This is a genomic window from Exiguobacterium sp. s83, assembly GCF_018617095.1.
Taxonomy (GTDB): domain Bacteria; phylum Bacillota; class Bacilli; order Exiguobacteriales; family Exiguobacteriaceae; genus Exiguobacterium; species Exiguobacterium profundum.
Genome location: NZ_JACSJP010000001.1, coordinates 615,339 through 641,707, shown reverse-complemented (window position 1 = coordinate 641,707; position 26,369 = coordinate 615,339). Strand labels below are relative to the sequence as shown.

Here is a 26,369-nt window from a genome sequence, read left to right as displayed (position 1 = left end):
CGACTCACCCTTTCTTTGCGGTCTGTTGCAGTTCGTAGAGCGCCTGCATCGCTTCGATTGGATTCATTGCCAATAGATCGAGTTTGAGCAGCTGTTCTCGAACAGCGTCATGCGACTCGAACAATGACAACTGGCTGACTTCTTCCACTTGAGGTGGAGCAGATTGCTCGTTCAAAGCTGGTTTCGTTGCTTCCGATTCGAGTTCTGACAGAATCGTCCGGGCCCGGTCAATCAATGAATCCGGAAGTTCAGCCAATTCCGCCACATGAATCCCATACGATTTATCGGCACGTCCCGGATGCACTTCGTGGAGGAAGACGACTCGTCCATCCCGCTCAATCGCCCGGACATGAACGTTCTCAAGTGTCGGAATCGAATCTTCGAGCACTGTCAGTTCATGATAGTGCGTAGAGAAGAGTGTCTTCGCACCGATTGACGAGGCGATATATTCAACGATTGCCTGTGCGAGCGCCATCCCGTCATACGTCGACGTCCCGCGACCGATTTCATCCAATAGAATCAGACTATTGCTCGTCGCCTCGGTAACGGCTTGGCGCGTCTCGGTCATCTCGACCATGAACGTCGACTGTCCGCTCACCAAATCGTCCGCCGCACCGATCCGTGTGAAGATGCGGTCAAAGAGCGGGAGTTCCGCCGCTTCTGCCGGGACGAATGAACCGATTTGATGAAGGATTGCAATCAAGGCAAATTGACGCATGTACGTCGATTTACCGGACATGTTCGGTCCGGTGATGAGTAACATTTGACGTGTGTCGTCAAGCGTCAAGTCATTGGCGACATATTCGCCTCGCGGCAAGACCGTTTCAATGACAGGGTGACGCCCGCGTTCAATTTGTACATGCTTCGCTGTAATTGGACGCACATACTCCCGTTTCTCGGCTACGACGGCAAGGGCGAGGAGAACATCCAACTCACTGAGTGAACGGGCCAATTGCTGAAGTGCCTTCGTATACGTCTTCACTTCTTCGCGAAGTGCGACAAACAAATCATATTCGAGCGTACAGCTCTTCTCTTCCGCTCCTAAGATGAGCGCTTCCTTCTCTTTTAACTCAGGTGTAATGTAACGTTCCGCATTCGTCAATGTCTGCTTCCGTTCATAACGCCCTTCTTCGAGCAACTTCGCATTTGCTTTCGTCACTTCCAAGTAGTAACCGAATACGCGGTTATACCCGACCTTCAACGACTTGATGCCGGTCGCGATGCGTTCCTGTTGTTCGAGGTTGGCAATCCACGATTTCCCGTTCGCTTTCGCTTCTAACAGTTCGTCGAGCTCATCCGAATACCCGTGACGAATCATCCCGCCTTCTTTCGTCGAAATCGGAGGTGAATCGACAAGGGCAGCCCGAAGCTGTTCACTCAATGTCTCGAACGAGTCGAGCTTTTGTTCAATTTGCTGCAAGCGATCCGCTTTCACTGTTTGTAAGAGTGACCGGACAGAAGGCATCCGCTCGAGCGTGTCGCGAAGTTGGACGAGATCTCGCGCATTCGCCGTCCCGTACCCAACTTTAGCGACAAGGCGTTCGATATCGTAGACTCGCTTCAGCTCTTCCTGTAGTTGATCGCGCAACATGAAGTCGTCCACCAAGTTCTCGACGGCATCCTGTCGCTCTCTGATGCCTTGCTCTGTATAGAGTGGCTGTTCGAGCCAACGTTTCAACAATCGACCGCCCATCGCCGTTGTCGTCTCATCAAGGAGTGAAAGGAGTGACCCTTTCCGTTCCCCTGAACGAGCCGAACGGAACAACTCAAGGTTTCGGGCCGTGTTGGCGTCAAGTTGCATATGCTGTTCAACCTCATAGGCGACGGCTGGTTGCAAGTGGTCAAGTGAACGTTTCTGTGTTTTCGTCAAATAGGCAAACAGCAACTCAAATGCCGAGCGTTGTGCCTCATCTTTTGCACCTTGTGCGAGTGGACTATTCCGCTTGTCCACTTGAATCGAAAGTGGGATCCCGGTCTGTCGCAATAAATCAGCAAGTCGTTCATCCTCGACGATGACTTCGTTCGGAAGCAATCCTTCGATTTCCCGCAAGACGGCCTCTTCTGACGAGAGTGTCGTCAACCATGATTCCCCCGTCGTGACGTCACCGCGAGCAATTCCGAATCGCCCTGCGACGTCCGAGATGGCGACGAGATATCGGTTTTCTTTTTCACTGAGTGACGCCATATATGTACCCGGCGTGATCACTTGGATGACTTCCCGTTTCACGAGCCCTTTAGTTGCCTTCGGATCCTCCGTCTGTTCACAGATGGCGACGTTAAAACCTTTTTCAATCAATTGTTCAATGTAGATTGCTGCTGAATGATGCGGAACGCCGCACATCGGAATCGGATGCTCGGCCTGCTTTCCATTTTTAGAAGTGAGCGTGAGCTCTAACTCTTTTGCGACAATTTGTGCATCTTCAAAAAACAACTCGTAAAAGTCGCCGAGTCGATAGAATAAAAAGGCGTCCGGATAGTCGGCCTTGATAGAGAAATATTGTTTCATCATTGGTGTCTGATGGACTTCTTGCATGTTGATTCACCTCTAGAAAGTACAACAGCTGACCATCGGCCAGCTGTGTCGTTTTAGTATCCGCAGCCGCCGCGTGCTTGTTCAGCCGCCATGCCGCTCCCTGTCTTCCCTGCAAGGACGTCGCCGTCCGTCGATTCGATGATACGGTCCGTCACGGAGTTCGCGAGCGTGACCGTCACGTATTGAAGCAAATCGTTCACTTCGACTTGTGTTTCTTGGAACGCTTGAACGACGGGAATCGAGTCAAGTTCTTCCATCGCTTTATCAATCTTTTGCTCGACTTTCGCAAGTGCTTCCGTCTTGCCGTAGTGCTTACAGTTGACGGCTTCTTTTTGTAAGAACTTGATTCGTTTAATCAACGTCTGTACGCGGTCACTTCCGTTCACTTTCGCTTCCGCTTCTTTGAAACGCGCCACTTCTGGTGTTTGTGCTAATACGTCTGCCAATTCTCTTGCTTTTGCAATTACTTGTTGATCGGTCACCATTGTAAACCCCTTTATGTCTATAATGTAATCGTGCTCAATGGCACGTGAATGTTCTTTCTCATTCTAACATGAACGATTCGGAAACGGTACTAGCGGGATTCGTGGATTCACGTAACATATCGACGTGCGGAATGCTGTCTTCTTGATACACATCACTCGTCCGTTTGAAGCCAAACGATGCATAAAAAGATTCCACATACGTCTGCGCTTGCAGATATAATGTCTCATGACCGAAGTCCATGATTGCCGCATCCATCAAGAGGCGGGAATACCCTTTCCCTCGATGCGTCGCTTTCGTGACGACACGTCCGATGGCGACCGGAGATGCTTTCGTCAGCACGCGAAGGGCAGAGACGATCTCTCCATCTTCTTCTATCCAATAATGAATGGCTGCTACGTCCTTTCCATCCACCTCTTGGTACGGACAGTTCTGTTCGACGACGAAAATCTCAGTCCGTAGCGCCAGTAAGCGATACAATTCCAATGTTGTCAGTTCATCAAATGCTTTTTTCTTCATCAATATCCCCCTAATCAATCGTCACTCCGAGTGCTCGGGCGACATGTAACCCGCTCGTCATTGCGCCAATCGTCCCCGCCCCTGGAAATACGGTATCCCCGCATACATAAAAGTTCGGCAAGTCAGTGCGATAACTTGCGGCACGGAACAACGCCTGGCTTGGTGTCTGGGCATATCCCCCAACTGCACCATGTGGACGCTTCGTATACTTCACCCATGCCCCTGGTCCACCAGGAAGGAGAAGTGACGACTCACGGTCCCAATCGGGAAATGCAGTCGCGACGACGTCGACGAGACGATTGGTCCAATCTTGTTCTAGTTTCTCATATGCCGCCCGGTCTTTCCAATGTTGCCATTCTGATAAATCGATATGTGTGGATACCGTGATGGTCCGTTCCGGTTTTTCTGTACGCAACACGTCATCCGGCGCGGACATGGAAATGAACGCATGCCCACTCGGTAATCGCTCGTGATAGATTTGTTGAAACAGCGGTTTCTGTCGACACACATTCTCAGGCAAGACGAGATAGAGACTGAACGTGCCCCATTGCGACTGCTTCAATTGTCTGCGGTATTGTCGTTTGAAGCGTCGTTGTTCCTGTCCTCTCAGAAGTTTGCTCGTCCGTTCAATCGGGATGGCGGAAACAATGACATCGACCAGTTCAAGTCGTCCTCTTCGATCGGTGATGAGCCATCCATCCGTCACTCGTTCGATGGACTGGACGTCTCTCCCTAATTTCGTCTCGCCACCAAACGTGCGAACAGCGCGCTCTAACGCATGAGCCAATTGATACAGTCCACCTTCAACATAGTACGCTCCTTCATGATAGACCGACAGCGCCACTGCACCGAGTAAATGACTCGCTTCTTTCGCACCGGTCTGCAAACTGTCGAGCAGGACGCCATCGATAAATCGCTCGAACATCGTACCGTTTAATCCATGGCGAGCTAACGTGTCACCGAGTGGTCGCTGGAGTTTGAGGAGCGCTGTGATTTGATTCGGTCGAAAACCTTTCAGCGCGTAAACCATGTCTGATGTCGTGCGTAGCGGAAGTGCAGGTAACTGCTGAAACAACGGACGAATCTTCTCAAAGTCTCCCCACACTTCACGGTAAAACGCATGGATGGACTCATAATGCTCTGAGAATACGCGACTGAGCTCATCAAGCAGACGCTTGCGGTCGCGATAGTAAGTGACGGTGACGTCAGGCAGTTGAATGTCCATCACCGCGTCCAGTAACGTCACCTCGACCGATTCGCCCAATTTCTGAAGAACCCGCTGATGGACCCCTCCTCGTTCGAACCCCATCCCGAGCGTTGCCCCTGCAGGAAACAAATAGTCACCCCGTTGAAACTTGCCGGCACACCCACCCCACTCACGCGATGCTTCTAATACAATCACATCATGCCCTTTCTGCTGCACGAGCGCAGCTGCAGTCAAACCCGCAACGCCTCCACCTACGACCCCGATTTTCATATACATCCCTCCTCTTTATATCATACCTGCTCATTCAAAAACTTGAAGTAATGAATCGGTTTTGAGATTCCAGCAGTCTTTTGAAGGGAACTGATTCTCTTATGCAGAAATAGTTTACAGTCTGAAAAGGTAAGGTGATGAAAATGCGTAGTCGTGTCATGGTTTATTTATTAATTCCCATCCTCATCTTTATTGGTATACTGATTACCCCACCTTCCGAGGAATCGCTCAAGCTTGCGACGATGACCGTCGTCAGCATCCAGGAGATGATTCCTTACGAAAAAGAGTATACGGCACAGAAAGTGCTAGAAGAACGATCAATGGACGACAAATCAGCCATCATCGAAGAATGGCGTCTCGAACAAGGAGCGAGGACGTCTTATAGTTATGTGCTCAGACTGAGAGGATTTGACCATGTGACACAGATTGATGCAGGCGCAGCCAACACGAGATCGGACGGCTATTACGCGATGCAGGCGCATAGCCCGATCTTTGAGACAGACAAGCCGGTGTCCACGAACTATCCGATCGTCGTGTTCAGTTCGGAACAACGTCTCGTCATCGGACAGATGGATGTGCGGGTCATTTACGAAGAGGACGGTCAATTGAAGAAATGGATTGTATTGGAGGATGAATAAGTTGAAAAATTATATACATTCGATGAGAGAGCTCATCGGTAACCGTCCTTTCATTATGGTCGGTGCTGCAGTAGCTGTACAAAATGATAATCAAGAATTTTTATTTCAACTAAGGAAAGATACAAAGGAATGGGGACTTCCTGGAGGGGCGATGGAACCCGGAGAAACAATTGAACAAACAGCACAAAGAGAATTGTATGAAGAAACGGGTCTCTCTTCCAACCAATTAACTTTAATCTCAGTTTTCTCTGGACCTGATTTTTTCTTTGAGTATCCAAATGGCGATCAAGTACATAATGTTACCCATTTATTCATCACTGACACAGTGACGGGCACGTTATGTTTAAACGATGATGAAGGAATAGATTTAAAATATTTTTCACTACAAAATCTACCAGAAAACATGGATGCACGGGCAAAGTTAATCTTATCGAGTCCATCAATGAAAGAAGTGACTATATGAAACGCATCATGATCATCGGTTCTGGTGGTGCGGGGAAATCCACACTCGCCCGTCAACTCGGTGAACGATTACATCTCGATGTCTATCATTTAGACGCCCTCATGTGGAGACCAGGATGGGTGATGGCACCAAGTGAAGAACGAATCGACATCCAACAACAGCTTGTGAAGAAAGATCAATGGATCATCGATGGAAACTTCGGGAATACGCTTGATTTACGACTGCAGGCAGCGGACACTGTCATTTTAATCGATCTTCCCCGCATCGTCTGTATATACCGTGTCCTTAAACGAGTCGTCCGATATCGTGGTACGACGCGACCGGACATGGGCGCATCCTGTGAGGAAAAACTCGATTTCGCATTCCTCAAGTGGGTTTGGAATTTTCCTGACGTTCAAAAGCCGGAGATGGTCAAACGAATCAAACAATATTCTCACGAGAAACAGATCATCTTCTTAAAATCTCGGAAAGATGTTGCAAACTTCATTCATCAATTAAAAAGGCAGGAATTTTTATGAACCCTATCCTTCACAAAATCGGCACCATCTTTATTCCGGTGAGTGATATTCAAAAAGCGCGTGACTGGTATTGTGATTTATTCGATCTTTCAACAAAAGGAGAAATCTTATTCGACCATTTATATGTCATTCCATTAGAGGGTACCAACCTCGTTTTAGATAGTAACATCTACTCAAAAGATAACATCATCCAGACACCACTATTTCACTTAAATACACACGATATTCATCAAGCTTATTATTATATGGCTCAACACGATATTGAGGTCATTACACCCATTGAGCATGAACATTGGTTCAATTTCAAAGATCTTGACGGGAACGTCATCATGGTATGCAAATGCTAACATCGGATCAAACCTTTAACTAACCTTATCAGGTTATTCAGGTCGATTGTATCGAAGATTATCTTTAGGAAATGAGCCTTTTTAACAAATAAATCAAGTTGTATGAGTAATAAAATTTGCTCCTACTTAGATGTGAGGTGATCATCTGTTTTTTCTTCAAATGTCTGGAACACCTGGATCAGGAAAATCCACATTGGCTAAGCGTATCATCCAACACGTACCCGCAGTCATCATCGATCATGATGTTTCAAAGACCGCCCTACTCCATACGCTTCCTGATGGCAACTTCTCGGATGGAGAAATCGGGAAGATGGCTTATGATGTCGATTGGTCCCTCGTCGAGTATCACCTATCACTTGGACAAAACGTCATTCTCGACAGTCCTTGTCTCTATGATGAAATACTCGATAAAGGGATAGCGATTTCCACCAAGTACGGAGCGACTTATCGTTATATCGAGTGTCGTCATGAAGATTACGAAGAAATTAACACACGACTTCGAAACCGTGTCAGACGACCGAGTCAAATTGATCAAGTTTCGTATGAGAATTGGTCTAAGATGAATGAACACTGCAAACGGCCTACTAACCATTCTTACTTACAAACCTTTACGATGGACAATCGAGAAATTCCGATTGAGCGAATTATGTCGTATCTGTTGAAAAACTAAGAAGAGAACGCTTTCAGATAGAAAGTGCTTCTCTTTTTGATAATTTTGTATATTTATGCTTTACAATTAATAATCATACATATACACTTAGTCTCATCTACAACAGGGAGGCATTATACACATATGAAAAAATGGTTATTAGCAGGTACACTTATGATGAGCGCAGTATTACTCGGTGCATGTAGTCAAGAGACAGAAGGTGAAGCGACAGAACAAAAAACGCTCGTCATGGGGACGAGCGCCGATTACTTCCCATATGAATTTGTCGATACGGCAAACGGAGATGCGATTGTCGGATTTGATATTGAAATCGCGGAGACAATCACAGAACGCCTCGGTTACGAATTGAAGATTGAAGATATGGACTTCGGTAGCTTACTCGGAGCCCTCAATAGCGGGCGTGTCGACTTCGTCATGGCCGGGATGACGCCAACAGAAGAGCGTAAAGAGAATGCCGATTTCTCAGACATCTATCTATCCGCGACAAACTTGATCATGACTAAAGACAAGTCCCTTCAGGCAATCGAAGATTTGTCTGGTAAGAAAATCGGTGTCCAAACGGCTTCGATTCAAGAAAATATCGCTAAAGAACAAGCACCTGAGGCTGAACTCGTATCGTTGAACAAGATCCCTGAAATCGTTCAAGAGTTGAACACAGGTCGAATCGATGCAATGGTCATCGAAGACACGGTCGCACAAAAGTATTTAGACCAAGATGACAGCTTCTATACATTCGCTTTGAAAGAGGATGGCGAAAAAGGATCAGCTGCTGCCTTCAAATTAGATGATGAGTTACGCGACCAGTTCAACGAAGAATTGAACAAGATGATGGAGTCTGGCGAAATCGATGAATTGGTGAAAAAATGGTTCTCGATGGAGCCAACTGAATGAGACAAGTCGAGCTACCGATCTATCCCGTCGTATATCCGACGGGACATCGGTTAAACCAAAATGAAAGTCAATTCCCGTTACCTGACCGCATCAAGAATCAGCTTGATTCGTTGACGTATGATGACTTACACGAATATCCGGTCGAACCGATCAATGAATTGTTCGAACAATACGCTGCGTACGTTGGCGTCACACCTCAGCAATTACTAGTCGGTTGTGGGAGTGATGAGATGATTCATGTCGTGACGCAAGCATTGCTCGCACCACATGACGTGGTCTTGTCTCCGGCACCTGACTTTTCGATGTACCCAATCTTCACGACTATCGCACACGGTCATCATGTTCAAGCCGTTGATTTATCGTATGAAGGAATGGTAAAGGCGATTGAGACGCATCATCCAAAGCTTCTTCTCCTTTCGAATCCGAACAATCCAACCGGGAAGCTTTGGACCGTAGAAGAGTTGACGCATCTCGCCTCAATCGTGCCATATATCGTGGTGGATGAGGCGTACATGGACTTCACACCAGATGCGAGCATGATCCCGTTCATTGCCACCCTTCCGAATCTCATCGTCCTTCGCACGATGTCAAAAGCATTCGGATTGGCAAATGTACGAATCGGATTCATGGTGACAAACTGCGAACTCGCACACTATTTCCGTCAATTCATCCCGCCATTTAATATCAGCGGAGTGAGTGCTAAAATCTGCAATATCTTCTTAAAAGATGCGAGTTATCTTCAAGAAACAATCGAATGGCATGACGAGATGCGGCAAAAGTGGGCGCAAGCCTTCGAAACCATCGGTCATGTCATCCCTGCCACGACGAACTTTTTGTATGTCGAGCTCGAGCAACCTGAAGTAGTGTGGGCCCATTTTACTGACTTGAACGTACACACGTCGAAACAACCTACGGGGATTCGGGTGACGATCGGAGACGAGTCGGCGCTTAATCTTGTACATACAGCTATTCAGAAATACAAGAAAACAAGTCATGTAAAAAACTCCTGAACCTCGTGTTCAGGAGTTTTTGTCAGTCGATCGTCTTGATCACACGTGCCGGATTTCCTCCGACGACTGTTCGAGGTGGTACATCTTTTGTGACGACGGCACCGGATGCGATGACTGCCTCATCCCCAATCGTCACCCCCGGATTGATGATGGCCCCACCACCAATCCATACTCGGTCCCCGATGGTCACGGGTTTCCCGAACTCATATCCAGAGATGCGCTCAATCGGGTCGATCGGGTGTGTTGCCGTGTAAATATGTACCGCCGGCGCAAGCATGCAGTCATCCCCAAACGTGATGGGACAGATGTCTAGAAAGATACAATCAAAATTCGCATAGAATCGATCTCCTACGTGGATGTTATACCCATAATCACATTTGAAATTCGGTTCGATATAATACGACCCTTTCGTTGAACCGAGTAACTCACTAAGAATCTCATTTCGTTCTTCCAACTCATCGATCCCTAAACGATTGAATCGTTCAGTCAATCTCCGGGCACGCTTACGGTCTGTAACGAGCGTTTCATCACCAGCTAAATACAGTTCACCACGAATCATCTTCTCTTTTTCTGTCATGTTCATCCCTCCTCACTTGTAGTATAGAGGATTTTTGAACGGTATAGGGAATAGAGATAAGGATGAGCAGAAGGAGGCAGATCATATGAAACGAATACTGGAATGTCGGGCAAGTGATTTTATCACGTTTAATCGTCAAGATTTAGTCGATTCGATTCGAAAAGCAGAAGGTCGAACGGTCATGGCCGAGGTCATCCCAACGGTGCAGCCACTCTATCCAGAAGTGACAAACGCAGAACTCGCGCGAGCGTTCGGTGCCGATTTGATTTTATTGAATATGTTGGATGTGTTTCACCCGTACATCAAAGGACTCGAAAGTCACGCGCTGTTCGGCGACATGCCAGGTGATGAGATGAGCGACCATCCGATTCTAGAACTAAAACGTCTGATCGGATTGCCAATTGGAGTCAACTTGGAACCTGTCGATTTTTCAGAGAAGTCGTCCGAGATGAATGAAGTGAAACGAGGCAGGCTCGCTTCAATCGAAGCGTTCCAAAAAGCATCTGAGCTCGGGATTGACTTCGTCTGTTTGACAGGCAATCCGAATACCGGAGTTACGAATGAAGCCATCGAACAAGCGATCATCCAAGCGCGTCGTGAATTCGCAGGGGTCATCATTGCCGGGAAAATGCATCAGGCTGGTGCCGGCAATGTATTGGACCGCGACGCGTATATCCGCTTCGTCGAAGCCGGCGCAGACATTATCCTACTACCAGCTCCAGGCACCGTACCTGGTGTCCGTGAAGAATCGTTCTACGAACTCGTTCAGGAGTTGCAATCGCTCGGTGCTCTCACGTTAGCGGCGATTGGAACGTCACAAGAAGGTGCAGATGTTGCGACCGTTCGGGAGATTGCGCTCTCTTCAAAACGAGGCGGAGCAGACATCGTGCACATCGGTGACGCCGGACTGTCGGGGATTGCCGTCCCAGAGAACATTCAGGCACTTTCCATTGCCATTCGCGGGCGACGTCATACATACATTCGCATGGCCGCCTCGGTCAATCGGTAATACAAAAGAGGAAGGAGCGCGTCTCCTTCCTCTTTTATTTACCATTCCGTGACGTCGCGACGTGGTTTCGCCGGTGTGGTAGTACCGTGACGCTTGGCGAGTAACGCTTCCACATCCTCTAAGCGCACACCTTTGGCTGCTAACAAGACGAGTAAGTGATACAGAAGGTCGGCTGACTCTTCAACCAAGTCTTCATCCGTCATAGCAGTAATGACGACCTCAAACGCTTCTTCCCCGAACTTTTTCGCGATTTTTTCAACGCCTTGTTCCAATAAATAAGTCGTATACGAACCTTCTTTCGGTTCATTTTTTCTAAATTGAATCAATTGTTCCAATTCATGAATCATACGTTCACCTCCGTAAAGAAACAGCTTCGATTACCGGTATGACACGTCGGACCGTTCGCATGAACACGAACGAGAAGCGCATCCTGGTCACAGTCGACGTGGATGCTGACGACGTCTAATGTATTTCCGCTCGTCTCTCCTTTCATCCACAGCCGCCCTTTTGAACGAGACCAGAACGTGACGACCCGTTCACGAAGCGTCTGTCGGATTGCCTCATCATTCATATATCCGAGCATGAGGACCGCCCCGTCGTCGTCTGAGACGATGATGGCGGGAATCAGTCCATTTTCGTCGAAACGAACCGCATCGGCAAGTTGTGACTCGTGCATACGTGCTTCACCTCTTCTACTGTCGTTTTTCGGTCATGTAAGATGGATGCAAGTAATGCGGCATCGACTTTCTCAAGCGCTTCGACTACGTGCTCGGCATTGCCTGCCCCACCGGATGCGATAATCGGAATGTCGACGACTTCACGAAGTTGTTCTAAAATCGCAAGGTCATAACCGTTCTGCTTTCCATCTTGGTTCATGGACGTGACAAGAAGTTCACCCGCACCGAGCGCGGCCACTTGTTTCGCCCATTCGACCGCCAACAGGTCCGTCTTCTGTTTTCCACCATATGTGTACACATAATATTCGCCATCTTCAAACTTTACGTCGATTGCGACGACGATACATTGTGAACCGAAACGATCGGCCGCTTCACGAATGAGACTTGGGGATTCTACAGCGAGCGTGTTCAACGATACTTTGTCCGCCCCTGCTTTTAATAGTGACGAGATATCCTCGAGTGAACGAATCCCACCTCCGACCGTCAGCGGGATGAATACTTTCCGCGCTACCGCACTGACGACATCGAGCATCGTCTGGCGACGCTCCGTACTTGCCGTGATGTCAAGAAAGACAAGTTCATCGGCTCCGGACTCATCATAATATTTCGCAATCTCGACCGGGTCCCCGATGTCTCGTAGTTGAACGAATTCGATTCCTTTGACGACACGGCCTTCTTTCACGTCAAGACATGGAATAATTCTGCGTTTAAGCATAACGCGCCTCCCATTCAATCAGTTCTTCGATACTCACCTTGCCGGACAGGAGCGCTTTTCCGACGACGGCTTCATCAATTTTTGCCATCTTCAGTTCCTTCACGTCCTCTTCAGTCGTCACACCGCCTGAAGCGATCAATGTGACATTGACGATTTGACGTAACGCCTTCATGCGAGAAACGTTCGGTCCATTCAGTTTCCCGTCAGATCCGATGTCGGTATATAGAATCGTCTCGATCCCCCGTTTGACAAGGTCTTGTGCGACCGAGATGTCATCGAGCTTTGTCGCTTCCTGCCATCCGTTAATGGCCACCTTCCCGTCATAGGCATCGAGTGCCACAGCGACTCGCTTGCCATACTTTTCAATCGCCTTGTCCAAAAAGTCAGAATCCGTAAACGCCTTCGTTCCTAAAAGGACGCGGTCCGCACCCGTTTCCATGACCGCATCAAGTGCGGCTTCTGAACGAATCCCACCTCCTGTCTGGACAAGGAACCCTAGAGACTTCGCATAACGGACAACGTCTAAATGACGCGGCTCACCTGCCTTGGCCCCTTCTAAATCAATCAAGTGAATCATCGGAACTTTTCCTTGCCACGCTTTTAATAATTCATACGGATCTCCGTATTGTTCTTCCGTAGAAAAATCACCTTCTGTCAAACGAACGATCTTGCCTCCAATCAAATCAATGGCGGGTAGTAATCTCACGCTCGACCGCCTCCTTCCATTCTTGAAGTAAGCTGAGACCGAACGTCCCGCTCTTTTCCGGGTGAAACTGCATGCCCGTCACGAGCCCTTTTTGAACGATTGCCGGAACTTTCTCACCCATGTATTCAGCCGCTGTCACGATGTGCTCTTCATCTGTCACGGCGTGGTAAGAGTGGACAAAATAGACATCCTCATCACGGAGGATCGAGTTCCATCCCACGTGTGGAAGACGCTTCGCTCGCATCCGCTCGACCGTTCCCGGAATCAACCCGAGACCTTTTGTCGGCATCCCTTCCGTGCTCGAATCAAACAAGAGCTGCATCCCAAGACAGATTCCCAAAAACGGTTTCTCCGTCGCCATTCGTTGCAATAGTGGGATGAGTCCCGTTTGTTCGAGTGATTGCATCGCTTGCGGAAAAGCACCGACGCCAGGAAGTAAAATAGCATCCGCCTCTTCAATTTGTTTTGCATCGTTCGTGATTACGACGTAGCAACCGATGGCCTGTAACGCACGTTCGACATTAAATACGTTTCCCATTCCATAATCGATGACCGCTACTTTCATCCTTCGATCCATCCTTTCGTAGAAGGGAGACGATTCGTCCCATCGCTCGAGACCGCCTCGGCAAGCGCTCGTCCGAACGCTTTGAACAACCCTTCAATCATGTGATGTGAGTTCGACCCGTACAGGACAGTTAAGTGCAGTGTAAGTCGACCATTCATGGCAACGGCCCGGAAAAATTCCTCAGCGAGCTCGGTATCAAAATCGCCAAGCTTCGGATTGCGAATATCCGCTTGATAGACGAGGAAGGGACGCCCTGACACATCAATGACCGCTCGTGCTAGCGTCTCATCCATCGGCATGTAACTCGACCCGTAGCGGCGAATTCCGACTTTATCCCCGAGTGACTTGGCGATAAGCTGACCGAGTGCGATCCCGACATCCTCGACCGTATGGTGGGCATCGACCCACGTATCACCTTCAACTTTCACATGCAAGTCCATCTGACTGTGAAAAGCAAGTAACGTCAACATGTGATCGAAGAAGCCGACCCCTGTTTGGATAGAACTTTCACCTGTTCCGTCTAGATTTAATTGAATATCAATTTTTGTCTCTTTTGTTTCACGCTTTAGTTCAGCTGTTCTCAACAGAATTCACCTCTTCAATCGTTTGTTGGATTAAGGCATACGCCTCGTCCGTCCCTGCACTGACACGTAATCCATCCGGAAATGCACGTACATGGACTCTTTTTTCAAGGAAGCGGGAAGCCCATCCCTCGCTATCATCCGTTTTGACATAGATAAAGTTGGCACGGCTCGGTAAAATCTCACCAATCGGTCGTAACAACTCCGTTAACTTCTCACGTTGAGCAGTATGGAACTGAATCGACTCTTGAATATACGTTTTATCCCGTAAGACGACGTTGGCGACAGCGGCACTGAGTCCACTCACGTTGAACGGTGAACGGAACCGGTCGATCTGTTCGATAATTTCTTCAGATGCAATCATGAAACCAATCCGGAGGTTCGCAAGACCGAACGCTTTCGATAACGTCCTTAAGATGATGACGTTCGGATATTCGCTCAATCGAGACACAAATGTATCTTTCATCGTGAAATCAATATAGGCTTCATCCACGACCAGATACGGTACACGTGTCGCAATGTCCGACAATTCGTCTAGTGTCCACATCTTACCGGTCGGATTATTCGGATTCGAGATCAAGACGAGTTTAGGGTCGGTTGCTCGAATGACCTCAATCAACGTCTCGTAACGCAAACCCTGTTCGTCCGGTTGTGTGAAGTGCCCTCTGGCAATTTGTGTGTAGATCCCATACATCGAAAAATCGGGGGCCGGTGCGACCACACGGTCTTCCGTATCCAAAATCGCTTGACTCAAGATGGCCAATAGCTCATCGCTCCCGCTCCCGACCATGAGTTGTGTCGGCTCGACTCCCGCATAGTCAGCATAGCTCGCTTTTAAGACAAGCAATTCTTCGACTGGATAACGGCTGAGTGCCTCGAGTGATACGTCTCGAATAGCTCGTTCGAGACGTTCTGGTAACGGATATTGACTTTCATTTTGATTGAGCGCATATCCCGAAGCGGCATGAGGTACATAGCGTGGGATGTTCTGATAATTTCGTCTCATACGTCCTCCATCCGAACAGCCATCGCACGGGCGTGTCCTTCTAATTGTTCTTGTTTGGCGATTCGAATCGCGGCCTTTGTAATCGTCTCATCCAGTTCTGTCATCTCAAGGAATGTCTGACGGCGATAAAAGTCATCGACCGATAGTCCACTAGAGAAGCGGGCCGTCCCGCTTGTCGGCAAGACGTGGTTCGGTCCAGCGATATAGTCTCCAAATGCTTCGGCCGCCTCATGTCCGAGAAAGAACGAACCACCGTGACGAATCGCACGCATCAACACCTCAGGATCTTTTACGGCCAATTGGACATGCTCCGCTGCCATCGTGTTCGCGTATTCGATTGCATCCTCGATTGTCCGATATAAGACTCCGCCACGTTTCAATGATTCTCTCGCAATGTCCTGGCGTGGTAATTGCGCTAATTGTCGCTCAAGCTCCTGCTCGATTTGATTGCGAAGGGTTTCTGACGTGACGAGCGCGATCGCCGTCGCCTCGACGTCATGTTCCGCTTGTGCGAGCAGGTCGGCGGCAACCCACTTCGGGTTCGCCGTTTCATCGGCAATGATCAACACTTCAGACGGTCCGGCGACGGAGTCGATCCCGACGATGTGTGAGACGAGCGCCTTCGCCGTCGCAACATAAGCATTTCCGGGTCCGACAATCTTATCGACCGGACGAATCGTTTCTGTCCCATATGCGAGTGCGGCAACGGCTTGGGCACCTCCGATTAGAAAACATTCATCGGCACCTGCGATTTTTGCTGCAATCAAAAGGGAAATGTCAATCCCATCTGCTTTTGGTGGGGTGACCATGACGACTCGTTTGACACCGGCCACTTTCGCCGGAATGATATTCATCAGGACGCTCGACGGATAGACGGCTGTCCCACCTGGTACATAAACCCCTACCGAATCCAGCGGCATATAGCGTCTCCCAAGTCGGAACATCGTATCTTCGAACACATCGTCTTGTCGGACTTGGCGCGCGTGAAATGCACGAATCCGTTCTGCTGCTAACGACAGCGCCTCTGTCAATTCAGCATATGCGACTGGCGGATTAAAGCTGGCCAAATCGACCGATTCAATTCGGTCGACCCCGTCGAATTGTTTCGTCCACTCAAGCAGCGCTTCGTCTCCGCGGGCCTCGATCGATTCCACGATCGGTTTCACGGCTTCGGCCCAAGCTTCGCGCCTTGAGCGATTCGTTTCTGTACTCATGCGTTCTCCTCCTGACTCATCTTTCGAATCCAGGCCTTCAATTCGTCAGGCTGTTCCGCTAAAGCTGTCTCACTCGTGATGAATTTTGCATTGATTGAAAAAATCGCCTCGTATTCTTCCAAGTCGTTTGCAGCCAACGTCGCGCCTGTCTCAACGATGTCGACGATGCAATCAGCGAGTCCCGTTAACGGAGCCAGTTCGACTGACCCGTTCAATGCAATGACTTCTACGTTTTGTCGCTTCGATGCAAAGTGTGATATGGCGATATTCGGATATTTACTCGCCACTTTCAATTTCTTTGTGCCGTTGCGTCGAACTTTTGGACCACACACGGCCATTCGACAGCGACCGAACGGTAAATCGACGACTTCGAGTACGCCTGGCGTTTTTTCTCGTAAAATATCACCGCCGACTATGCCAACATCTGCCGCTCCATGCATCACATATTTATAGACGTCGTCCCCTTTGACGAAAATGAATTCATGATTTCCTGCTTGTACCGTCAACTCACGTCCCCGCTTCTCTGGCCATACGGGTAAGTCACGTTCGACAAAAAATTGACGGGCTGCTTTTTCAATCCGACCTTTCGCGACCGCTACTTTCATTTAATCACCTCATCTAACTGTTCTAAATCGAGCGACATTCCGAACGCTCGTCTCGAGTGTCCAAAATGTCCATAGAGTGAATCATATCGTCCTCCTGAAAGGACACGCTTGCCTTCCACACTTCCCGTCACGGTCAATCCTGAGTAGTAATCAAAGTCTCCCGTTTGACCGAAATCGTAAGACACCTCTAAACCGATGGTACGCAAGTGTTTTACTGCCTCGTCGACTTCATCGATGGCTTCCTTTAAAGATTCCGGTGCCTCAGCCCGTAATTCTTCGAGTGCAGAATTCCCGATTAAAAAGGGCAGCTTCGCAATCAACGGATAGCGATACGTCTCTGCTAATTCACGTAATGATTCTAAGTTTCGAAGTGCTAAGATTTTTCGGAATGTTCGTTCCTGAATCCCTGTCTCTTTCGCGATGAGCGAGATGACGGCTGCTGACCCAATTTTGATGGTCAAACGTTCGGTAGGCAGGACCCCTTCCGTCATATCGAGAAAGGACTCAATTAGATGACTGTCCTTCTCTTCGCCATCGACCCATTCGAGTCCAAGCTGTTGCCGTTCATGGGGTTGCCCGGAATGTTTGACCGTCCGACGATAGACGGCACCAGCGTAAGCGACACGCATCGGTTCATGACCGTCTGCTAACTTTCTTGCGATTTGTAGTGTATAGTCAGGGCGCATGACGAGAAGTTCCCCGTCGTTCCCGAACAATCGATAATAGGCTGACTCGTCAAAGAGCGCTAAATTTTGATAATGTGAATAGTATTCGAGAAGCGGTGGATCGATGACTGCGTAGCCGCTCGACTCTGCCTTCTCTAAAAATGACAACATCCATCGTTTTGGACGGATGACATCTCCTGATTGAAGTTCATACCAGCCTTCTGGAATCGAACCTTTTGAATTTGACCAAATCATCATAACCACCCTTTATCTTGTTATCACTTTACCAAACTAAAGTATTGTGTTAAATTTATCAAACAGATAAACACCTGTCAACCAAATGAACTGAAAAGGACGTGTAATCGATGTTTAACTTTACCCACGATGGCCATGTGCATACCCCTTTTTGTCCACACGGTACAAATGACCCGATTGAACACTATATTCAAGTCGGAATCGAAAAAGGCTTGCAAACGATGACGTTCACAGAACATGCGCCTTTCCCCCTATCGTTCACCGACCCGGTCCCGAATCAAGACTCGGCGATGTCGATTGATCTACTTCCAGAATACCTCGATACGTTGCATCAGATGAAACAGCAGTATCAAGCGGTTATCGACATTAAAGTTGGATTAGAAGTCGACTTATTGCCTCATTTAGAGAAAGAGACCATTGCCTTACTCAAGCCTTTCGCACCATTGATTGATGAAGTCATTTTATCGCAACATTTCCTATATAGAGATGGCGCCTATATGCCGATTGATTATTCTGCCGAGACGTTTGATGAACTCATCAAAGCGTTTGGCTCATTCGAGAGCGTCTTGAGAGCTTATTATGAGTCGATTGAACAGGGTCTCTCATTTTCGTGGGAAGACATCCGTGTCGCTCGTATCGGACATCTCGATCTCCCGATAAAGTATCAAAGAAACTATGAATGGGACCGCTCAAAAGTAAAGGAGGAAGAAATACGTCTGTTACAGATGATTGCCGACCGGGGATTCGGACTTGACTTCAACACGGCCGGACTCCGAAAACCGGATTGTGGGGTACCTTACGTCGCCGGACTTGCAAAATCCGCGAACGACCTGCACATCCCGTTCACGATGGGTTCGGATGCGCATCTCGCACACGATGTGGCGGCTGGATTCGACTTCATTGAACAAAAAAAAGCCACGTTCCTATGAACGTGGCTTTTTGACAGCGATCTAGCTATCTAGATCCCCATGCTTATGGTTGACAACGATATGGCGTTCCATTTCTTCATCTGTAAACATCATACCATAAGGAATAAAAGATGCAATAAAAAATTGGGTGAAATGACTCACCCAATTGAAATCACATCGCTGCGTATAATGTTTTTAAGTCGTTTGTTGCTTCTTCGTCCATCTGAATGGCCACGAGTTCAACGTATTGGAGCGCTGGATCTTGATCTTTCGACAATGCGACAATCTCAGCAGCCGCCTTATCTAATGCCAACAAGATTCCTGATACACCAAGCGTCGGATAGTATCGAAGGAGTGCACGAACATGTTTAATCTCTGATACTTCATTTCCGTTAATGGTTAATGATTTGACGGCAAGCTCCTTGTGCATGCCAATCGCAAATTTATCTTCCCACACTTCTTCGAGTGTGATCAACGCCTCTACTTCATATGCACCATCTGTAAAGCGAACGAGTTTTTCCATGAGTAAATTCCCCTCTCTTGAATCTACTTTTATTATATAAGAGATTATAAAGAGTATATTGTGAAATATTGAACATTATGTGTAAAGTTTGTCTCACCTTATTTTGAACAAAAAAAGGCCCCTCCGAGGAGGGGCGAATAATGGAAGAGTAAAACACCATTGGCAGTACATTAATAATATATCACCTAATGAAAACGTTTACAATGTATTTTTGTACATTTTTTCAAGTGGCATATGTAACACTTCAATCCCGCTTTCACGCATCAATTCTAACCCATCCCCATGCTCATAACCGACGGCATATACGACTCGCGCGACACGTGCCGCAATTAAGGCGAGTGAACAGGCATGACATGGTGAATGCGTGACATACGCTGTCGCACCAAATGCATTCGTTGAATCGGCAGCGAGTTTTCCAATCGCATTGATTTCCGCATGGATTTCATGTTGTTTCGACCAGTGATGGTGATCATATGGGTCTGTACACTTGATATATGTCACGCCATCTCGGATGAGTCGTGCCGGTTCGTTGATCATATTGAGATCCGTCGATGCAACATAGTCGGCATGCTTATAGAACCCATCTTCTTGCTTGATATAGATTTCATTACAGTTCGTATGACCAGATGGTGTACCATTCAGACCAATTGAAATCGGTTTTTCGTCTTTTACAATGACACAGGCCACACTCTTCGATGCACACTTCGAGTGCCGCTCGGCCATCATATCAGCGAATAATAACCACGTCTCATCCCACAATCGTTGCTTCTCCACTCAAGTCCCTCCTCGTCGAAAAGGAAAGTCTGATTGCTCAGACTTCCCCTTTAGTATCCAGTGTCCTTTGGTAGTTCTTTATTTTTCGAAGCGATTTCGATGACCTTCTCCTTCAATTCGTGCTCCATGCGGTCAAGTTCGCGCTCGGCGTCACGACGTTTTTGCTTCCCTTCTTGCTGGATGCGTAAAGTTTCATCCAACGTAGAAAGTAAGTTCTCGTGAGCGACTTTCAGTGATTCAACAGAGACAATCCCTTTTTCATTCTCTTGAGCAATTTCAATCGATGAATCTTTGAGCATCTTCGAGTTCTGCTCAAGCAGTTGGTTTGTCGTCTTCGTCACGTCCTGTTGCATACGAAGTGCCGTTTTCTGCCGTGTCAAGCTGAGCGCGAGAACGACTTGGTTTTTCCAAAGCGGAATCGTGTTGACGACCGCTGACTCGATCTTTTCAGCAAGGATTTGGTTGTTCTGCTGAATGACCCGAATTTGAGGTGCCATTTGAAGGCTGATTGTACGACTCAATTTTAAATCGTGCAACTTTTTCTCAAAACGGTCCGCTAATTGAATCATATCGTTCAATTGTTGAAGCTTCGATTGATCTTTAGAAATTTCTACTTCTTGACGTAACGGAGCAATCTCATGTTCCCGCACATGGTCAAGTTTTGTCTCACCGGCAGCGATATAGACGTTCAACTCTTCGAAATACCGCTTGTTCTTATCATACATCTGATCGAGCATCGTGATGTCTTTCATGAGACCGAACTTCGCACGATCGAGGTTATGGATGACCTCTTCCAAATAGACGTTCATTTTTTCGAACTGAAGCTTATAGTTTTCAGCCTTCTTCTTCGCACGACCGATGAGCGGAATATTATCCATAAAACTCTTTTTCTCCGGTTGAAGCATATCCGGGTCCATCTTACGGACGTTTTGCATCAAATCAGACAACAGTTTCCCGGCATCGCCGCCATCTTTCATCCGCACTTCCGTCAAAATTTGATCAGAGAATTGGGAAAGTTCACGTTGGACGTTCGACCCGAACAACATGACAGAGTCTGTCTTCTTAATATCAATGGATTCAGCCAAACGCGTGATGCGCTCACGATGCTCTTGAGGCACGTCCGGTTTCGCTTGAATGGCCGGCACTTCATGGGGCTGTGTAACGGATGACCATTCGACAGATGGGTCACTGAACCCCTCCGTCTCGGTTTTTGTTTTCGTATCAGAAGTCAGTTCTTCTTCCGGCCATGACTGCCAGTTCGTTTCATTCGATGAAGTCATGTTTCTTTCTCCCTTCCGGCTGATCAGATAAGACCCGCTCCATCATGATCAGTTCACGTTCAAAGTCTACGGCGTCATCTTCAAGGAGACGTCCGCGTTGTTCTTTAAATTTATCGACAATTAGTCGCATATTAGTGATTAATTGTTCCCGAGTCTCTTCTTGAATGACGACTCGTTTTCCTTCAAGCTCTTTAAATTTCAAGACGACCGAGACGAGGGAATCTAAATAGAATGTGAACAGGTCTCGAACATGCTTGGCGTCTTGTGGATTTTCGAAGAGTTCTTCGAACAATTCATGTGCCTCTTTTGAGACGGCCTTCATTTCACGCCTCACCTCTACATCCTTAATATCTGGAAGAACACGGTCGATTTGTTGTAACTTCTCATATCCTTGCTCAATCGTCCGTTGCAAAAATTGAAGTTCTAAATCGTCTGTTGCCTCGAATTGTCGTGTAGGCATCGGCTCTTCAATCGGTTTTAAAATCCTCGATCCAGAGAACGATTCTTCCTCATCTAGCAACAGTTTCTTCTTGGCACGTTTTGCCACCGTTGTCGGTGTTCGTTGACGATGTTTGCGCTTGTTCGTCGACCACACTTCATTCAAGACGAGCGCCCCTACAATAATGAATAACCAGGAGAAATCGAATACGTTAATGGCAAAGTATATGACTGCCCCTGTCAGGGCCCATTTCATCCATGTTTTCATTCTTTTCACCTCATCTCATGTTACTTCTATTGTACATTACGAAACCACTCAACAAAAGTTTCGTCATCCCTATCATTTTAGCATAATAAAATTCGTCGATACCTCCGTCCACAGGTGTAGAATCAACTACCTATATCGACTACTTTCCCGTTGCGAGACGAAAAAAACCGTAGACTCATAGAGCCTACGGTTCGTTTGTTATGTGGTGATCCATGTAGATACCATGACAATCGCGACAGTTACAGGAATGACATAGCGAATGAGCGCATGCCAGATTGGGTAAAGCTTCACACCAGGTTTGGATGTTTCGATTTCATCCTTTAGGACACGTTGGTCAACGACATATCCGACAAAGATTGAAGTCAAGAGTGCACCCGTCGGCATTAAAATGTAGCTGACGAGATAGTCCATCGTATCGAAGAACGTCCGACCGTTCCAAATCTGTACATCACTCAAGAGTCCGAACGACAGCGCGGATGGTACTCCCACGATGAAGACGAGAAGGGCGGCTGTCACCGTCACTTTCTTTTTCGTCCATGACGATTTCTTTTCATTCAGACGGTCGGTCACACCTGCGACGACGACTTCTAACATGGCAATCGACGATGTGATCGATGCGAAAGCAAACAATAAGAAGAACAAGACCATGAAGAATCCACCGAGCGGTACTTGGTTGAAGACTGCCGGTAAAACAACAAAGAGTAACGCTGGACCTTCAGCCGGATCAAGACCTGTTGCAAAGACTGCCGGGAAGATGGCTAGACCTGCTAAAAGTGAAACCGCAATGTTCAACAAGACAATCATGTTAGCCGACCGGTTCAATGTTCCTTTCGTCTTTATATAAGACGCATATGTCAGCATCGCTGCCACCCCTAACGATAAGGAGAAGAACGCCTGTCCGAGGGCAAACAATACCGATTCGCCAGTCAATGCAGAAAAGTCAGGCTGTAAGAAGAAACGAACGCCTTCCATCGCTCCGTCAAGCGTCAACGAGCGGACCACGAGAACTAAGAAACTGATGAACAAGAGTGGCATCAAAATTTTACTCATTCGTTCAATCCCTGCTTCAACGCCACGTAAGACAATTAAGAGTGTGATTAAGAGGAACAAGAATTGTCCGAGTACGGCAATTTCAGGTGTCGATACGACGTTCCCGAACACCTCACCAAATTCGTCAGCCGAACGTCCACTGAGCGTCCCACTTAAACCGAGTCCAATATAGATGAGGACCCATCCCCCAATAACACTATAGAAGGAAAGTAACAAGAAACAAGCAAGGACACCTAAGTAGCCGATAATGGTCCAACGGCCATGCCCTAACTGTTTGAAAGCAAGAAGCGCAGTCTTTTGAGTCGAACGTCCGACAATGAATTCTCCAATCAATAATGGCAGACCAAGTAATAATGTGAACGCCAAAAACATGAGTAAAAAGGCACCGCCCCCGCTCGTTCCGGTGACATATGGAAACTTCCAGATTGCACCTAAACCGATTGCTGACCCTGCGGCAGCTAGTATGAATCCAATTTTTGAGGCGAATGAATTTTGCGCCATGTTTACCCCTACTTCCTCTTTTTCATTTCATTTTCATAATAATAGTGAAATACTAACACGGTTCCAAGATGAGGACAACAAAAAACAGAGAAAAGTCTGAATACTTTTCTCTGTTGATGCTTTATGGCGTTAAAAACGTGAGGGCTCGCTCTCGAATCCGTATCGTCAAGTGATCGGTTTCGAAATGTTCACCATCGATATCAATGATTTGAGGTTCGTTTAACTCGACTTCAACATGTGAAGCCTGAAAGTGATTCCACTCCGCCGATTTTTGATCAAGACCGAGTTGCTGGGCTAACAATTGACGAATCATCGGAAATCCGATTGCCGAGCTGTGTACCACTTCTAACAGCCCGTCGGAAAACGATTGTGTCTCAAGTTTGGTCGGGACCGTACCGAGATAACTCCCGTTCCCAACATAGAGAAAACTAACGTCACCGTCATATATTACTTCACTGCCCCGCCGAAGCGTGATGTTGAATGGGTCCGCTTCACGGAACTGACGGATGGTCGCTAAAAAATATCCGATTGAGCCTAATGATTCTTTTTCATCCGGATCGATTTGACGAGATGTATCCGCGATCAAACCGACGCCTACGAAATTGAGCGCATACATCTCATCGACTTGAATGACATCGACATATTGTTCGTGAGAGGAACGAATGATTTGAGCAGCCTGTGTCGGTTGAATTGGCAGTTCAAGCGCTCGTGCGAAGTCATTACATGTTCCTGCTGGAATGATGCCGACTGTCGGCCGTTCCTCGCGCTGTAAGGTCATTAACCCATTCACTACTTCGTTTAGCGTACCGTCCCCGCCAATGACAATCAGATGGTCGAACGATTCACTTGTTTCGGCTAATCGGAGCGCGTCCCCGATTTCCTGTGTCTTTTTGATGATGATTTCTTCATAGAGCGATTCAATCGTTCCGATGACTTCGCCGAGCATCGTCTCGCTCGTACCGGACTTCGGATTCGAAATAATCAAAGCTCTCATAGTAATCCTTCCTGTTCTAAGAAGTCTTTCGCTACATCGTACGCGCGTTCATTTCCGTACGCGACCCGTCGATTCAATTCAGACATTTGTTCGTCTGTGATTTTACCTGCGAGCTGATTGAGCGCATCCTCGATTTCTGGATACTCTTCAAGTGTCTCTTCCTTCATGAGTGGCGCTCCCTGGTATGGTGGGAAGAATTGACGATCGTCTTCTAAGACGACCAGGTCGTTCTCGGCAATATCAGGGTCCGTCGCATAGGCGTCTACTAAATTGACATCTCCTCGTGAGATGGCACGATAACGCAGTTTTTGCTCCATCGAGACGACAGATGGGAAATCAAGCCCATACTCGTTTTGAAGTCCTGGGTATCCGTCTTCACGGTCCGTGAATTCAAGCGTGAAACCGGCCTTGATGTCCGACTCGACATTCCGTAAATCAGAAATGGCCGTAATGCCTTCCGCCTCTGCATAATCACGTGGAATCGCGAGTGCATACGTATTGTTAAATTTCATCGGTTCGAGCATCACATATCCATCTTCAGCAAGCGCTTCTCTTGCTTGCTCGTACACTTCACCGGCATCGTTTGACTCAGGCGTTTCTTTGACGAGACTCGCGAGTGCGGTCCCAGTGAATTCAGGGTAAATATCGACATCCCCTGATTGGAGGGCCCCCCATACGAATGTTGTTTCCCCAAAGTTCGGTTTCACCGATACGGTCAAATCCGTTTCTTCTTCAATCAATAATTTATACATATTCATTAAAATCTCTGGCTCAGGACCAAGTTTTCCGGCAACGACTAAGTCTGTTTCTTGCGAACGACCGAACGCGAGCGGTGTGACGATGACCAAGGCGAGGACAGTAGAAACAGCAATCAATTTCGCCTTGTTTCGAGTCGCCGTCGCACCTTCCATCTGACGCAACAAGAAGTCAAATAAGAGTGCCAAAATCGCGGCCGGGATGGCCCCGAGTAAAATTAAGTAATTGTCATTCCGATTAATCCCGAGCAAAATCAGCGTACCGAGTCCACCTGCTCCGACTAAAGCAGCGAGCGTCGCCGTACCGACAATCAGAACCATCGCGGTCCGTATACCAGCCATGATGACCGGTAAAGCAAGCGGGAGTTCAACTTTCATCAAACTTTGATTCGGCTTCATCCCACAAGCTCGAGCGGCTTCAAGCAACGATTTATCCACTTCGTTTAAACCGGTGAACGTGTTTCGTAAAATAGGTAGGAGCGCATATAAGACAAGCGCAATAATGGCAGGTAATGCCCCGATTCCAACGAGCGGAATCATTAATCCGAGTAAGGCAAGCGACGGAATCGTTTGAATAATCGCAGTGACACCAATGGCGGTTTCGGCGATTTTCTTACGGCGCGTCAGCCAGATTCCCAATGGTACGGCAATCAATACGGCAATCAAAAGCGATACGACAGAGAGCTGTAAGTGCTCAATCAGTGCCTCGACAAGCTGTCCTTGTCTATTTTGGAACGTCTCAAGCATCTAGCTC

The 26,369-nt window shown here is 47.6% G+C and carries 29 protein-coding genes and 1 pseudogene; 9 read left to right on the top strand and 21 right to left on the bottom strand.

Annotated features, from left to right (window positions below):
• Window positions 1-4 precede the first annotated feature (4 nt).
• From mutS to KNO73_RS03295, 4 genes are read right to left on the bottom strand one after another with little or no spacing between them, the layout of a single operon-like run.
• Window positions 5-2,533 (bottom strand): DNA mismatch repair protein MutS, encoded by a 2,529-nt coding sequence (gene mutS, locus KNO73_RS03310; protein ID WP_214757077.1) that lies wholly within the window; start codon window positions 2,531-2,533, stop codon window positions 5-7.
• A gap of 53 nt (window positions 2,534-2,586) precedes the next feature.
• Window positions 2,587-3,018 (bottom strand): YlbF/YmcA family competence regulator, encoded by a 432-nt coding sequence (locus KNO73_RS03305; RefSeq protein ID WP_012726155.1) that lies wholly within the window; start codon window positions 3,016-3,018, stop codon window positions 2,587-2,589.
• A gap of 58 nt (window positions 3,019-3,076) precedes the next feature.
• Window positions 3,077-3,535, bottom strand: a complete 459-nt coding sequence (locus KNO73_RS03300; RefSeq protein WP_214872690.1) for a GNAT family N-acetyltransferase — start codon at window positions 3,533-3,535, stop codon at window positions 3,077-3,079.
• 10 nt (window positions 3,536-3,545) lie between these two features.
• Entirely contained in the window at window positions 3,546-5,012 is a 1,467-nt protein-coding gene (locus tag KNO73_RS03295) for a phytoene desaturase family protein (RefSeq protein ID WP_214731100.1), read from the bottom strand.
• 158 nt (window positions 5,013-5,170) lie between these two features.
• On the opposite strand from KNO73_RS03295, the gene KNO73_RS03290 reads away from it, so the two are divergent.
• The 7 genes from KNO73_RS03290 to KNO73_RS03260 all read left to right on the top strand — a co-directional run bounded on the left by KNO73_RS03290 (window position 5,171) and on the right by KNO73_RS03260 (window position 9,549).
• Window positions 5,171-5,650, top strand: a complete 480-nt coding sequence (locus KNO73_RS03290; RefSeq protein ID WP_251024832.1) for a hypothetical protein — start codon at window positions 5,171-5,173, stop codon at window positions 5,648-5,650.
• Entirely contained in the window at window positions 5,643-6,113 is a 471-nt protein-coding gene (locus KNO73_RS03285; protein ID WP_214731096.1) for an NUDIX hydrolase, read from the top strand. Before KNO73_RS03290 ends, KNO73_RS03285 begins: the two co-directional genes overlap by 8 nt.
• Window positions 6,110-6,631 carry a DNA topology modulation protein gene (locus KNO73_RS03280; protein WP_214812442.1) on the top strand — a complete coding sequence of 174 codons (522 nt, stop codon included), beginning with the start codon at window positions 6,110-6,112 and terminating at the stop codon, window positions 6,629-6,631. Before KNO73_RS03285 ends, KNO73_RS03280 begins: the two co-directional genes overlap by 4 nt.
• A complete protein-coding gene (locus tag KNO73_RS03275) occupies window positions 6,628-6,978 on the top strand; it encodes a VOC family protein (protein ID WP_214812440.1) in 351 nt (116 codons plus the stop codon). The genes KNO73_RS03280 and KNO73_RS03275 overlap by 4 nt, the downstream gene beginning before the upstream one ends.
• A 160-nt stretch (window positions 6,979-7,138) precedes the next feature.
• The gene (locus tag KNO73_RS03270) at window positions 7,139-7,648 is read left to right on the top strand and encodes a P-loop nucleotide/nucleoside kinase family protein (protein ID WP_285222489.1); all 510 of its coding nucleotides are present in this window, start codon (window positions 7,139-7,141) and stop codon (window positions 7,646-7,648) included.
• Between the two features lie 123 nt (window positions 7,649-7,771).
• A complete protein-coding gene (locus tag KNO73_RS03265) occupies window positions 7,772-8,539 on the top strand; it encodes a transporter substrate-binding domain-containing protein (RefSeq protein ID WP_215112032.1) in 768 nt (255 codons plus the stop codon).
• On the top strand, window positions 8,536-9,549 hold the full coding sequence (locus KNO73_RS03260; protein ID WP_215112031.1) for a pyridoxal phosphate-dependent aminotransferase: 1,014 nt from the start codon (window positions 8,536-8,538) through the stop codon (window positions 9,547-9,549). Before KNO73_RS03265 ends, KNO73_RS03260 begins: the two co-directional genes overlap by 4 nt.
• Before the next feature lie 22 nt (window positions 9,550-9,571).
• Here the strand turns inward: KNO73_RS03260 and KNO73_RS03255 are convergent, their stop codons facing one another.
• A complete protein-coding gene (locus KNO73_RS03255) occupies window positions 9,572-10,126 on the bottom strand; it encodes a maltose acetyltransferase domain-containing protein (protein WP_214684414.1) in 555 nt (184 codons plus the stop codon).
• Between the two features lie 85 nt (window positions 10,127-10,211).
• Between KNO73_RS03255 and KNO73_RS03250 the strand changes: the two genes are divergently transcribed.
• Window positions 10,212-11,135, top strand: a complete 924-nt coding sequence (locus KNO73_RS03250; RefSeq protein ID WP_078146787.1) for a DUF7916 family protein — start codon at window positions 10,212-10,214, stop codon at window positions 11,133-11,135.
• Between the two features lie 38 nt (window positions 11,136-11,173).
• Here the strand turns inward: KNO73_RS03250 and hisIE are convergent.
• The 9 genes and pseudogenes from hisIE to KNO73_RS03200 all read right to left on the bottom strand — a co-directional run bounded on the left by hisIE (window position 11,174) and on the right by KNO73_RS03200 (window position 18,124).
• Window positions 11,174-11,811, bottom strand: a pseudogene (hisIE, locus tag KNO73_RS14960) (bifunctional phosphoribosyl-AMP cyclohydrolase/phosphoribosyl-ATP diphosphatase HisIE).
• On the bottom strand, window positions 11,760-12,527 hold the full coding sequence (hisF, locus tag KNO73_RS03235) for an imidazole glycerol phosphate synthase subunit HisF (RefSeq protein WP_215112029.1): 768 nt from the start codon (window positions 12,525-12,527) through the stop codon (window positions 11,760-11,762). The pseudogene hisIE and the gene hisF overlap by 52 nt, the downstream one beginning before the upstream one ends.
• Window positions 12,520-13,233, bottom strand: a complete 714-nt coding sequence (gene hisA / locus KNO73_RS03230) for a 1-(5-phosphoribosyl)-5-[(5-phosphoribosylamino)methylideneamino]imidazole-4-carboxamide isomerase (protein ID WP_215112028.1) — start codon at window positions 13,231-13,233, stop codon at window positions 12,520-12,522. The genes hisF and hisA overlap by 8 nt, the downstream gene beginning before the upstream one ends.
• On the bottom strand, window positions 13,211-13,798 hold the full coding sequence (gene hisH / locus KNO73_RS03225; RefSeq protein WP_215112381.1) for an imidazole glycerol phosphate synthase subunit HisH: 588 nt from the start codon (window positions 13,796-13,798) through the stop codon (window positions 13,211-13,213). The genes hisA and hisH overlap by 23 nt, the downstream gene beginning before the upstream one ends.
• Window positions 13,795-14,382 carry an imidazoleglycerol-phosphate dehydratase HisB gene (hisB, locus tag KNO73_RS03220; RefSeq protein WP_215112027.1) on the bottom strand — a complete coding sequence of 196 codons (588 nt, stop codon included), beginning with the start codon at window positions 14,380-14,382 and terminating at the stop codon, window positions 13,795-13,797. Before hisB ends, hisH begins: the two co-directional genes overlap by 4 nt.
• Window positions 14,369-15,385 carry a pyridoxal phosphate-dependent aminotransferase gene (locus KNO73_RS03215; RefSeq protein ID WP_215112026.1) on the bottom strand — a complete coding sequence of 339 codons (1,017 nt, stop codon included), beginning with the start codon at window positions 15,383-15,385 and terminating at the stop codon, window positions 14,369-14,371. The genes hisB and KNO73_RS03215 overlap by 14 nt, the downstream gene beginning before the upstream one ends.
• Entirely contained in the window at window positions 15,382-16,599 is a 1,218-nt protein-coding gene (gene hisD / locus KNO73_RS03210; RefSeq protein ID WP_078146780.1) for a histidinol dehydrogenase, read from the bottom strand. Before hisD ends, KNO73_RS03215 begins: the two co-directional genes overlap by 4 nt.
• Window positions 16,596-17,204, bottom strand: coding sequence for an ATP phosphoribosyltransferase (gene hisG, locus KNO73_RS03205; protein WP_078146779.1), 609 nt, complete (start codon window positions 17,202-17,204; stop codon window positions 16,596-16,598). The genes hisD and hisG overlap by 4 nt, the downstream gene beginning before the upstream one ends.
• Entirely contained in the window at window positions 17,201-18,124 is a 924-nt protein-coding gene (locus KNO73_RS03200; RefSeq protein WP_078146778.1) for an ATP phosphoribosyltransferase regulatory subunit, read from the bottom strand. Before KNO73_RS03200 ends, hisG begins: the two co-directional genes overlap by 4 nt.
• A 110-nt stretch (window positions 18,125-18,234) precedes the next feature.
• Between KNO73_RS03200 and hisJ the strand changes: the two genes are divergently transcribed.
• Window positions 18,235-19,053, top strand: a complete 819-nt coding sequence (gene hisJ / locus KNO73_RS03195; RefSeq protein ID WP_215112025.1) for a histidinol-phosphatase HisJ — start codon at window positions 18,235-18,237, stop codon at window positions 19,051-19,053.
• A 151-nt stretch (window positions 19,054-19,204) separates the two neighbouring features.
• On the opposite strand, the gene KNO73_RS03190 is transcribed toward hisJ, so the two are convergent.
• From KNO73_RS03190 to KNO73_RS03160, 7 genes are all read right to left on the bottom strand, one after another.
• Window positions 19,205-19,555 (bottom strand): hypothetical protein, encoded by a 351-nt coding sequence (locus KNO73_RS03190; RefSeq protein WP_078146776.1) that lies wholly within the window; start codon window positions 19,553-19,555, stop codon window positions 19,205-19,207.
• Between the two features lie 198 nt (window positions 19,556-19,753).
• A complete protein-coding gene (locus KNO73_RS03185) occupies window positions 19,754-20,329 on the bottom strand; it encodes a deoxycytidylate deaminase (protein ID WP_214813325.1) in 576 nt (191 codons plus the stop codon).
• 50 nt (window positions 20,330-20,379) lie between these two features.
• Window positions 20,380-21,609: a toxic anion resistance protein gene (locus KNO73_RS03180; RefSeq protein WP_012726130.1), complete on the bottom strand. Its 1,230-nt coding sequence runs from the start codon at window positions 21,607-21,609 to the stop codon at window positions 20,380-20,382.
• Complete coding sequence (locus KNO73_RS03175) at window positions 21,593-22,315, bottom strand: 5-bromo-4-chloroindolyl phosphate hydrolysis family protein (RefSeq protein WP_012726129.1); 723 nt, start codon at window positions 22,313-22,315, stop codon at window positions 21,593-21,595. Before KNO73_RS03175 ends, KNO73_RS03180 begins: the two co-directional genes overlap by 17 nt.
• Window positions 22,316-22,513: 198 nt before the next feature.
• A complete protein-coding gene (locus KNO73_RS03170) occupies window positions 22,514-23,866 on the bottom strand; it encodes a sodium-dependent transporter (RefSeq protein ID WP_215112024.1) in 1,353 nt (450 codons plus the stop codon).
• Between the two features lie 121 nt (window positions 23,867-23,987).
• On the bottom strand, window positions 23,988-24,860 hold the full coding sequence (locus tag KNO73_RS03165; RefSeq protein ID WP_214813328.1) for a diacylglycerol/lipid kinase family protein: 873 nt from the start codon (window positions 24,858-24,860) through the stop codon (window positions 23,988-23,990).
• Window positions 24,857-26,362 carry an ABC transporter permease/substrate-binding protein gene (locus KNO73_RS03160; protein ID WP_214688837.1) on the bottom strand — a complete coding sequence of 502 codons (1,506 nt, stop codon included), beginning with the start codon at window positions 26,360-26,362 and terminating at the stop codon, window positions 24,857-24,859. The genes KNO73_RS03165 and KNO73_RS03160 overlap by 4 nt, the downstream gene beginning before the upstream one ends.
• Window positions 26,363-26,369: the final 7 nt, after the last annotated feature.

Excerpts from the sequence above, each read along its gene's own strand:
- KNO73_RS03275 (WP_214812440.1), top strand. The coding sequence starts at position 6,628 with ATGAACCCTATCCTTCACAAAATCGGCACCATCTTTATTCCGGTGAGT.
- KNO73_RS03260 (WP_215112031.1), top strand. The coding sequence starts at position 8,536 with ATGAGACAAGTCGAGCTACCGATCTATCCCGTCGTATATCCGACGGGA.
- KNO73_RS03180 (WP_012726130.1), bottom strand. The coding sequence starts at position 21,609 with ATGACTTCATCGAATGAAACGAACTGGCAGTCATGGCCGGAAGAAGAA.
- hisD (WP_078146780.1), bottom strand. The coding sequence starts at position 16,599 with ATGAGTACAGAAACGAATCGCTCAAGGCGCGAAGCTTGGGCCGAAGCC.
- KNO73_RS03270 (WP_285222489.1), top strand. The coding sequence starts at position 7,139 with ATGTCTGGAACACCTGGATCAGGAAAATCCACATTGGCTAAGCGTATC.
- KNO73_RS03170 (WP_215112024.1), bottom strand. The coding sequence starts at position 23,866 with ATGGCGCAAAATTCATTCGCCTCAAAAATTGGATTCATACTAGCTGCC.
- KNO73_RS03215 (WP_215112026.1), bottom strand. The coding sequence starts at position 15,385 with ATGAGACGAAATTATCAGAACATCCCACGCTATGTACCTCATGCCGCT.
- KNO73_RS03190 (WP_078146776.1), bottom strand. The coding sequence starts at position 19,555 with ATGGAAAAACTCGTTCGCTTTACAGATGGTGCATATGAAGTAGAGGCG.
- hisH (WP_215112381.1), bottom strand. The coding sequence starts at position 13,798 with ATGAAAGTAGCGGTCATCGATTATGGAATGGGAAACGTATTTAATGTC.
- KNO73_RS03250 (WP_078146787.1), top strand. The coding sequence starts at position 10,212 with ATGAAACGAATACTGGAATGTCGGGCAAGTGATTTTATCACGTTTAAT.
- KNO73_RS03290 (WP_251024832.1), top strand. The coding sequence starts at position 5,171 with ATGGTTTATTTATTAATTCCCATCCTCATCTTTATTGGTATACTGATT.
- KNO73_RS03300 (WP_214872690.1), bottom strand. The coding sequence starts at position 3,535 with ATGAAGAAAAAAGCATTTGATGAACTGACAACATTGGAATTGTATCGC.
- KNO73_RS03280 (WP_214812442.1), top strand. The coding sequence starts at position 6,110 with ATGAAACGCATCATGATCATCGGTTCTGGTGGTGCGGGGAAATCCACA.
- KNO73_RS03265 (WP_215112032.1), top strand. The coding sequence starts at position 7,772 with ATGAAAAAATGGTTATTAGCAGGTACACTTATGATGAGCGCAGTATTA.
- KNO73_RS03255 (WP_214684414.1), bottom strand. The coding sequence starts at position 10,126 with ATGACAGAAAAAGAGAAGATGATTCGTGGTGAACTGTATTTAGCTGGT.
- KNO73_RS03295 (WP_214731100.1), bottom strand. The coding sequence starts at position 5,012 with ATGAAAATCGGGGTCGTAGGTGGAGGCGTTGCGGGTTTGACTGCAGCT.
- KNO73_RS03160 (WP_214688837.1), bottom strand. The coding sequence starts at position 26,362 with ATGCTTGAGACGTTCCAAAATAGACAAGGACAGCTTGTCGAGGCACTG.
- hisG (WP_078146779.1), bottom strand. The coding sequence starts at position 17,204 with ATGAAAGTAGCGGTCGCGAAAGGTCGGATTGAAAAAGCAGCCCGTCAA.
- KNO73_RS03165 (WP_214813328.1), bottom strand. The coding sequence starts at position 24,860 with ATGAGAGCTTTGATTATTTCGAATCCGAAGTCCGGTACGAGCGAGACG.
- hisJ (WP_215112025.1), top strand. The coding sequence starts at position 18,235 with ATGTTTAACTTTACCCACGATGGCCATGTGCATACCCCTTTTTGTCCA.
- mutS (WP_214757077.1), bottom strand. The coding sequence starts at position 2,533 with ATGCAAGAAGTCCATCAGACACCAATGATGAAACAATATTTCTCTATC.
- KNO73_RS03285 (WP_214731096.1), top strand. The coding sequence starts at position 5,643 with ATGAATAAGTTGAAAAATTATATACATTCGATGAGAGAGCTCATCGGT.
- KNO73_RS03305 (WP_012726155.1), bottom strand. The coding sequence starts at position 3,018 with ATGGTGACCGATCAACAAGTAATTGCAAAAGCAAGAGAATTGGCAGAC.
- KNO73_RS03200 (WP_078146778.1), bottom strand. The coding sequence starts at position 18,124 with ATGATTTGGTCAAATTCAAAAGGTTCGATTCCAGAAGGCTGGTATGAA.
- hisF (WP_215112029.1), bottom strand. The coding sequence starts at position 12,527 with ATGCTTAAACGCAGAATTATTCCATGTCTTGACGTGAAAGAAGGCCGT.
- KNO73_RS03175 (WP_012726129.1), bottom strand. The coding sequence starts at position 22,315 with ATGAAAACATGGATGAAATGGGCCCTGACAGGGGCAGTCATATACTTT.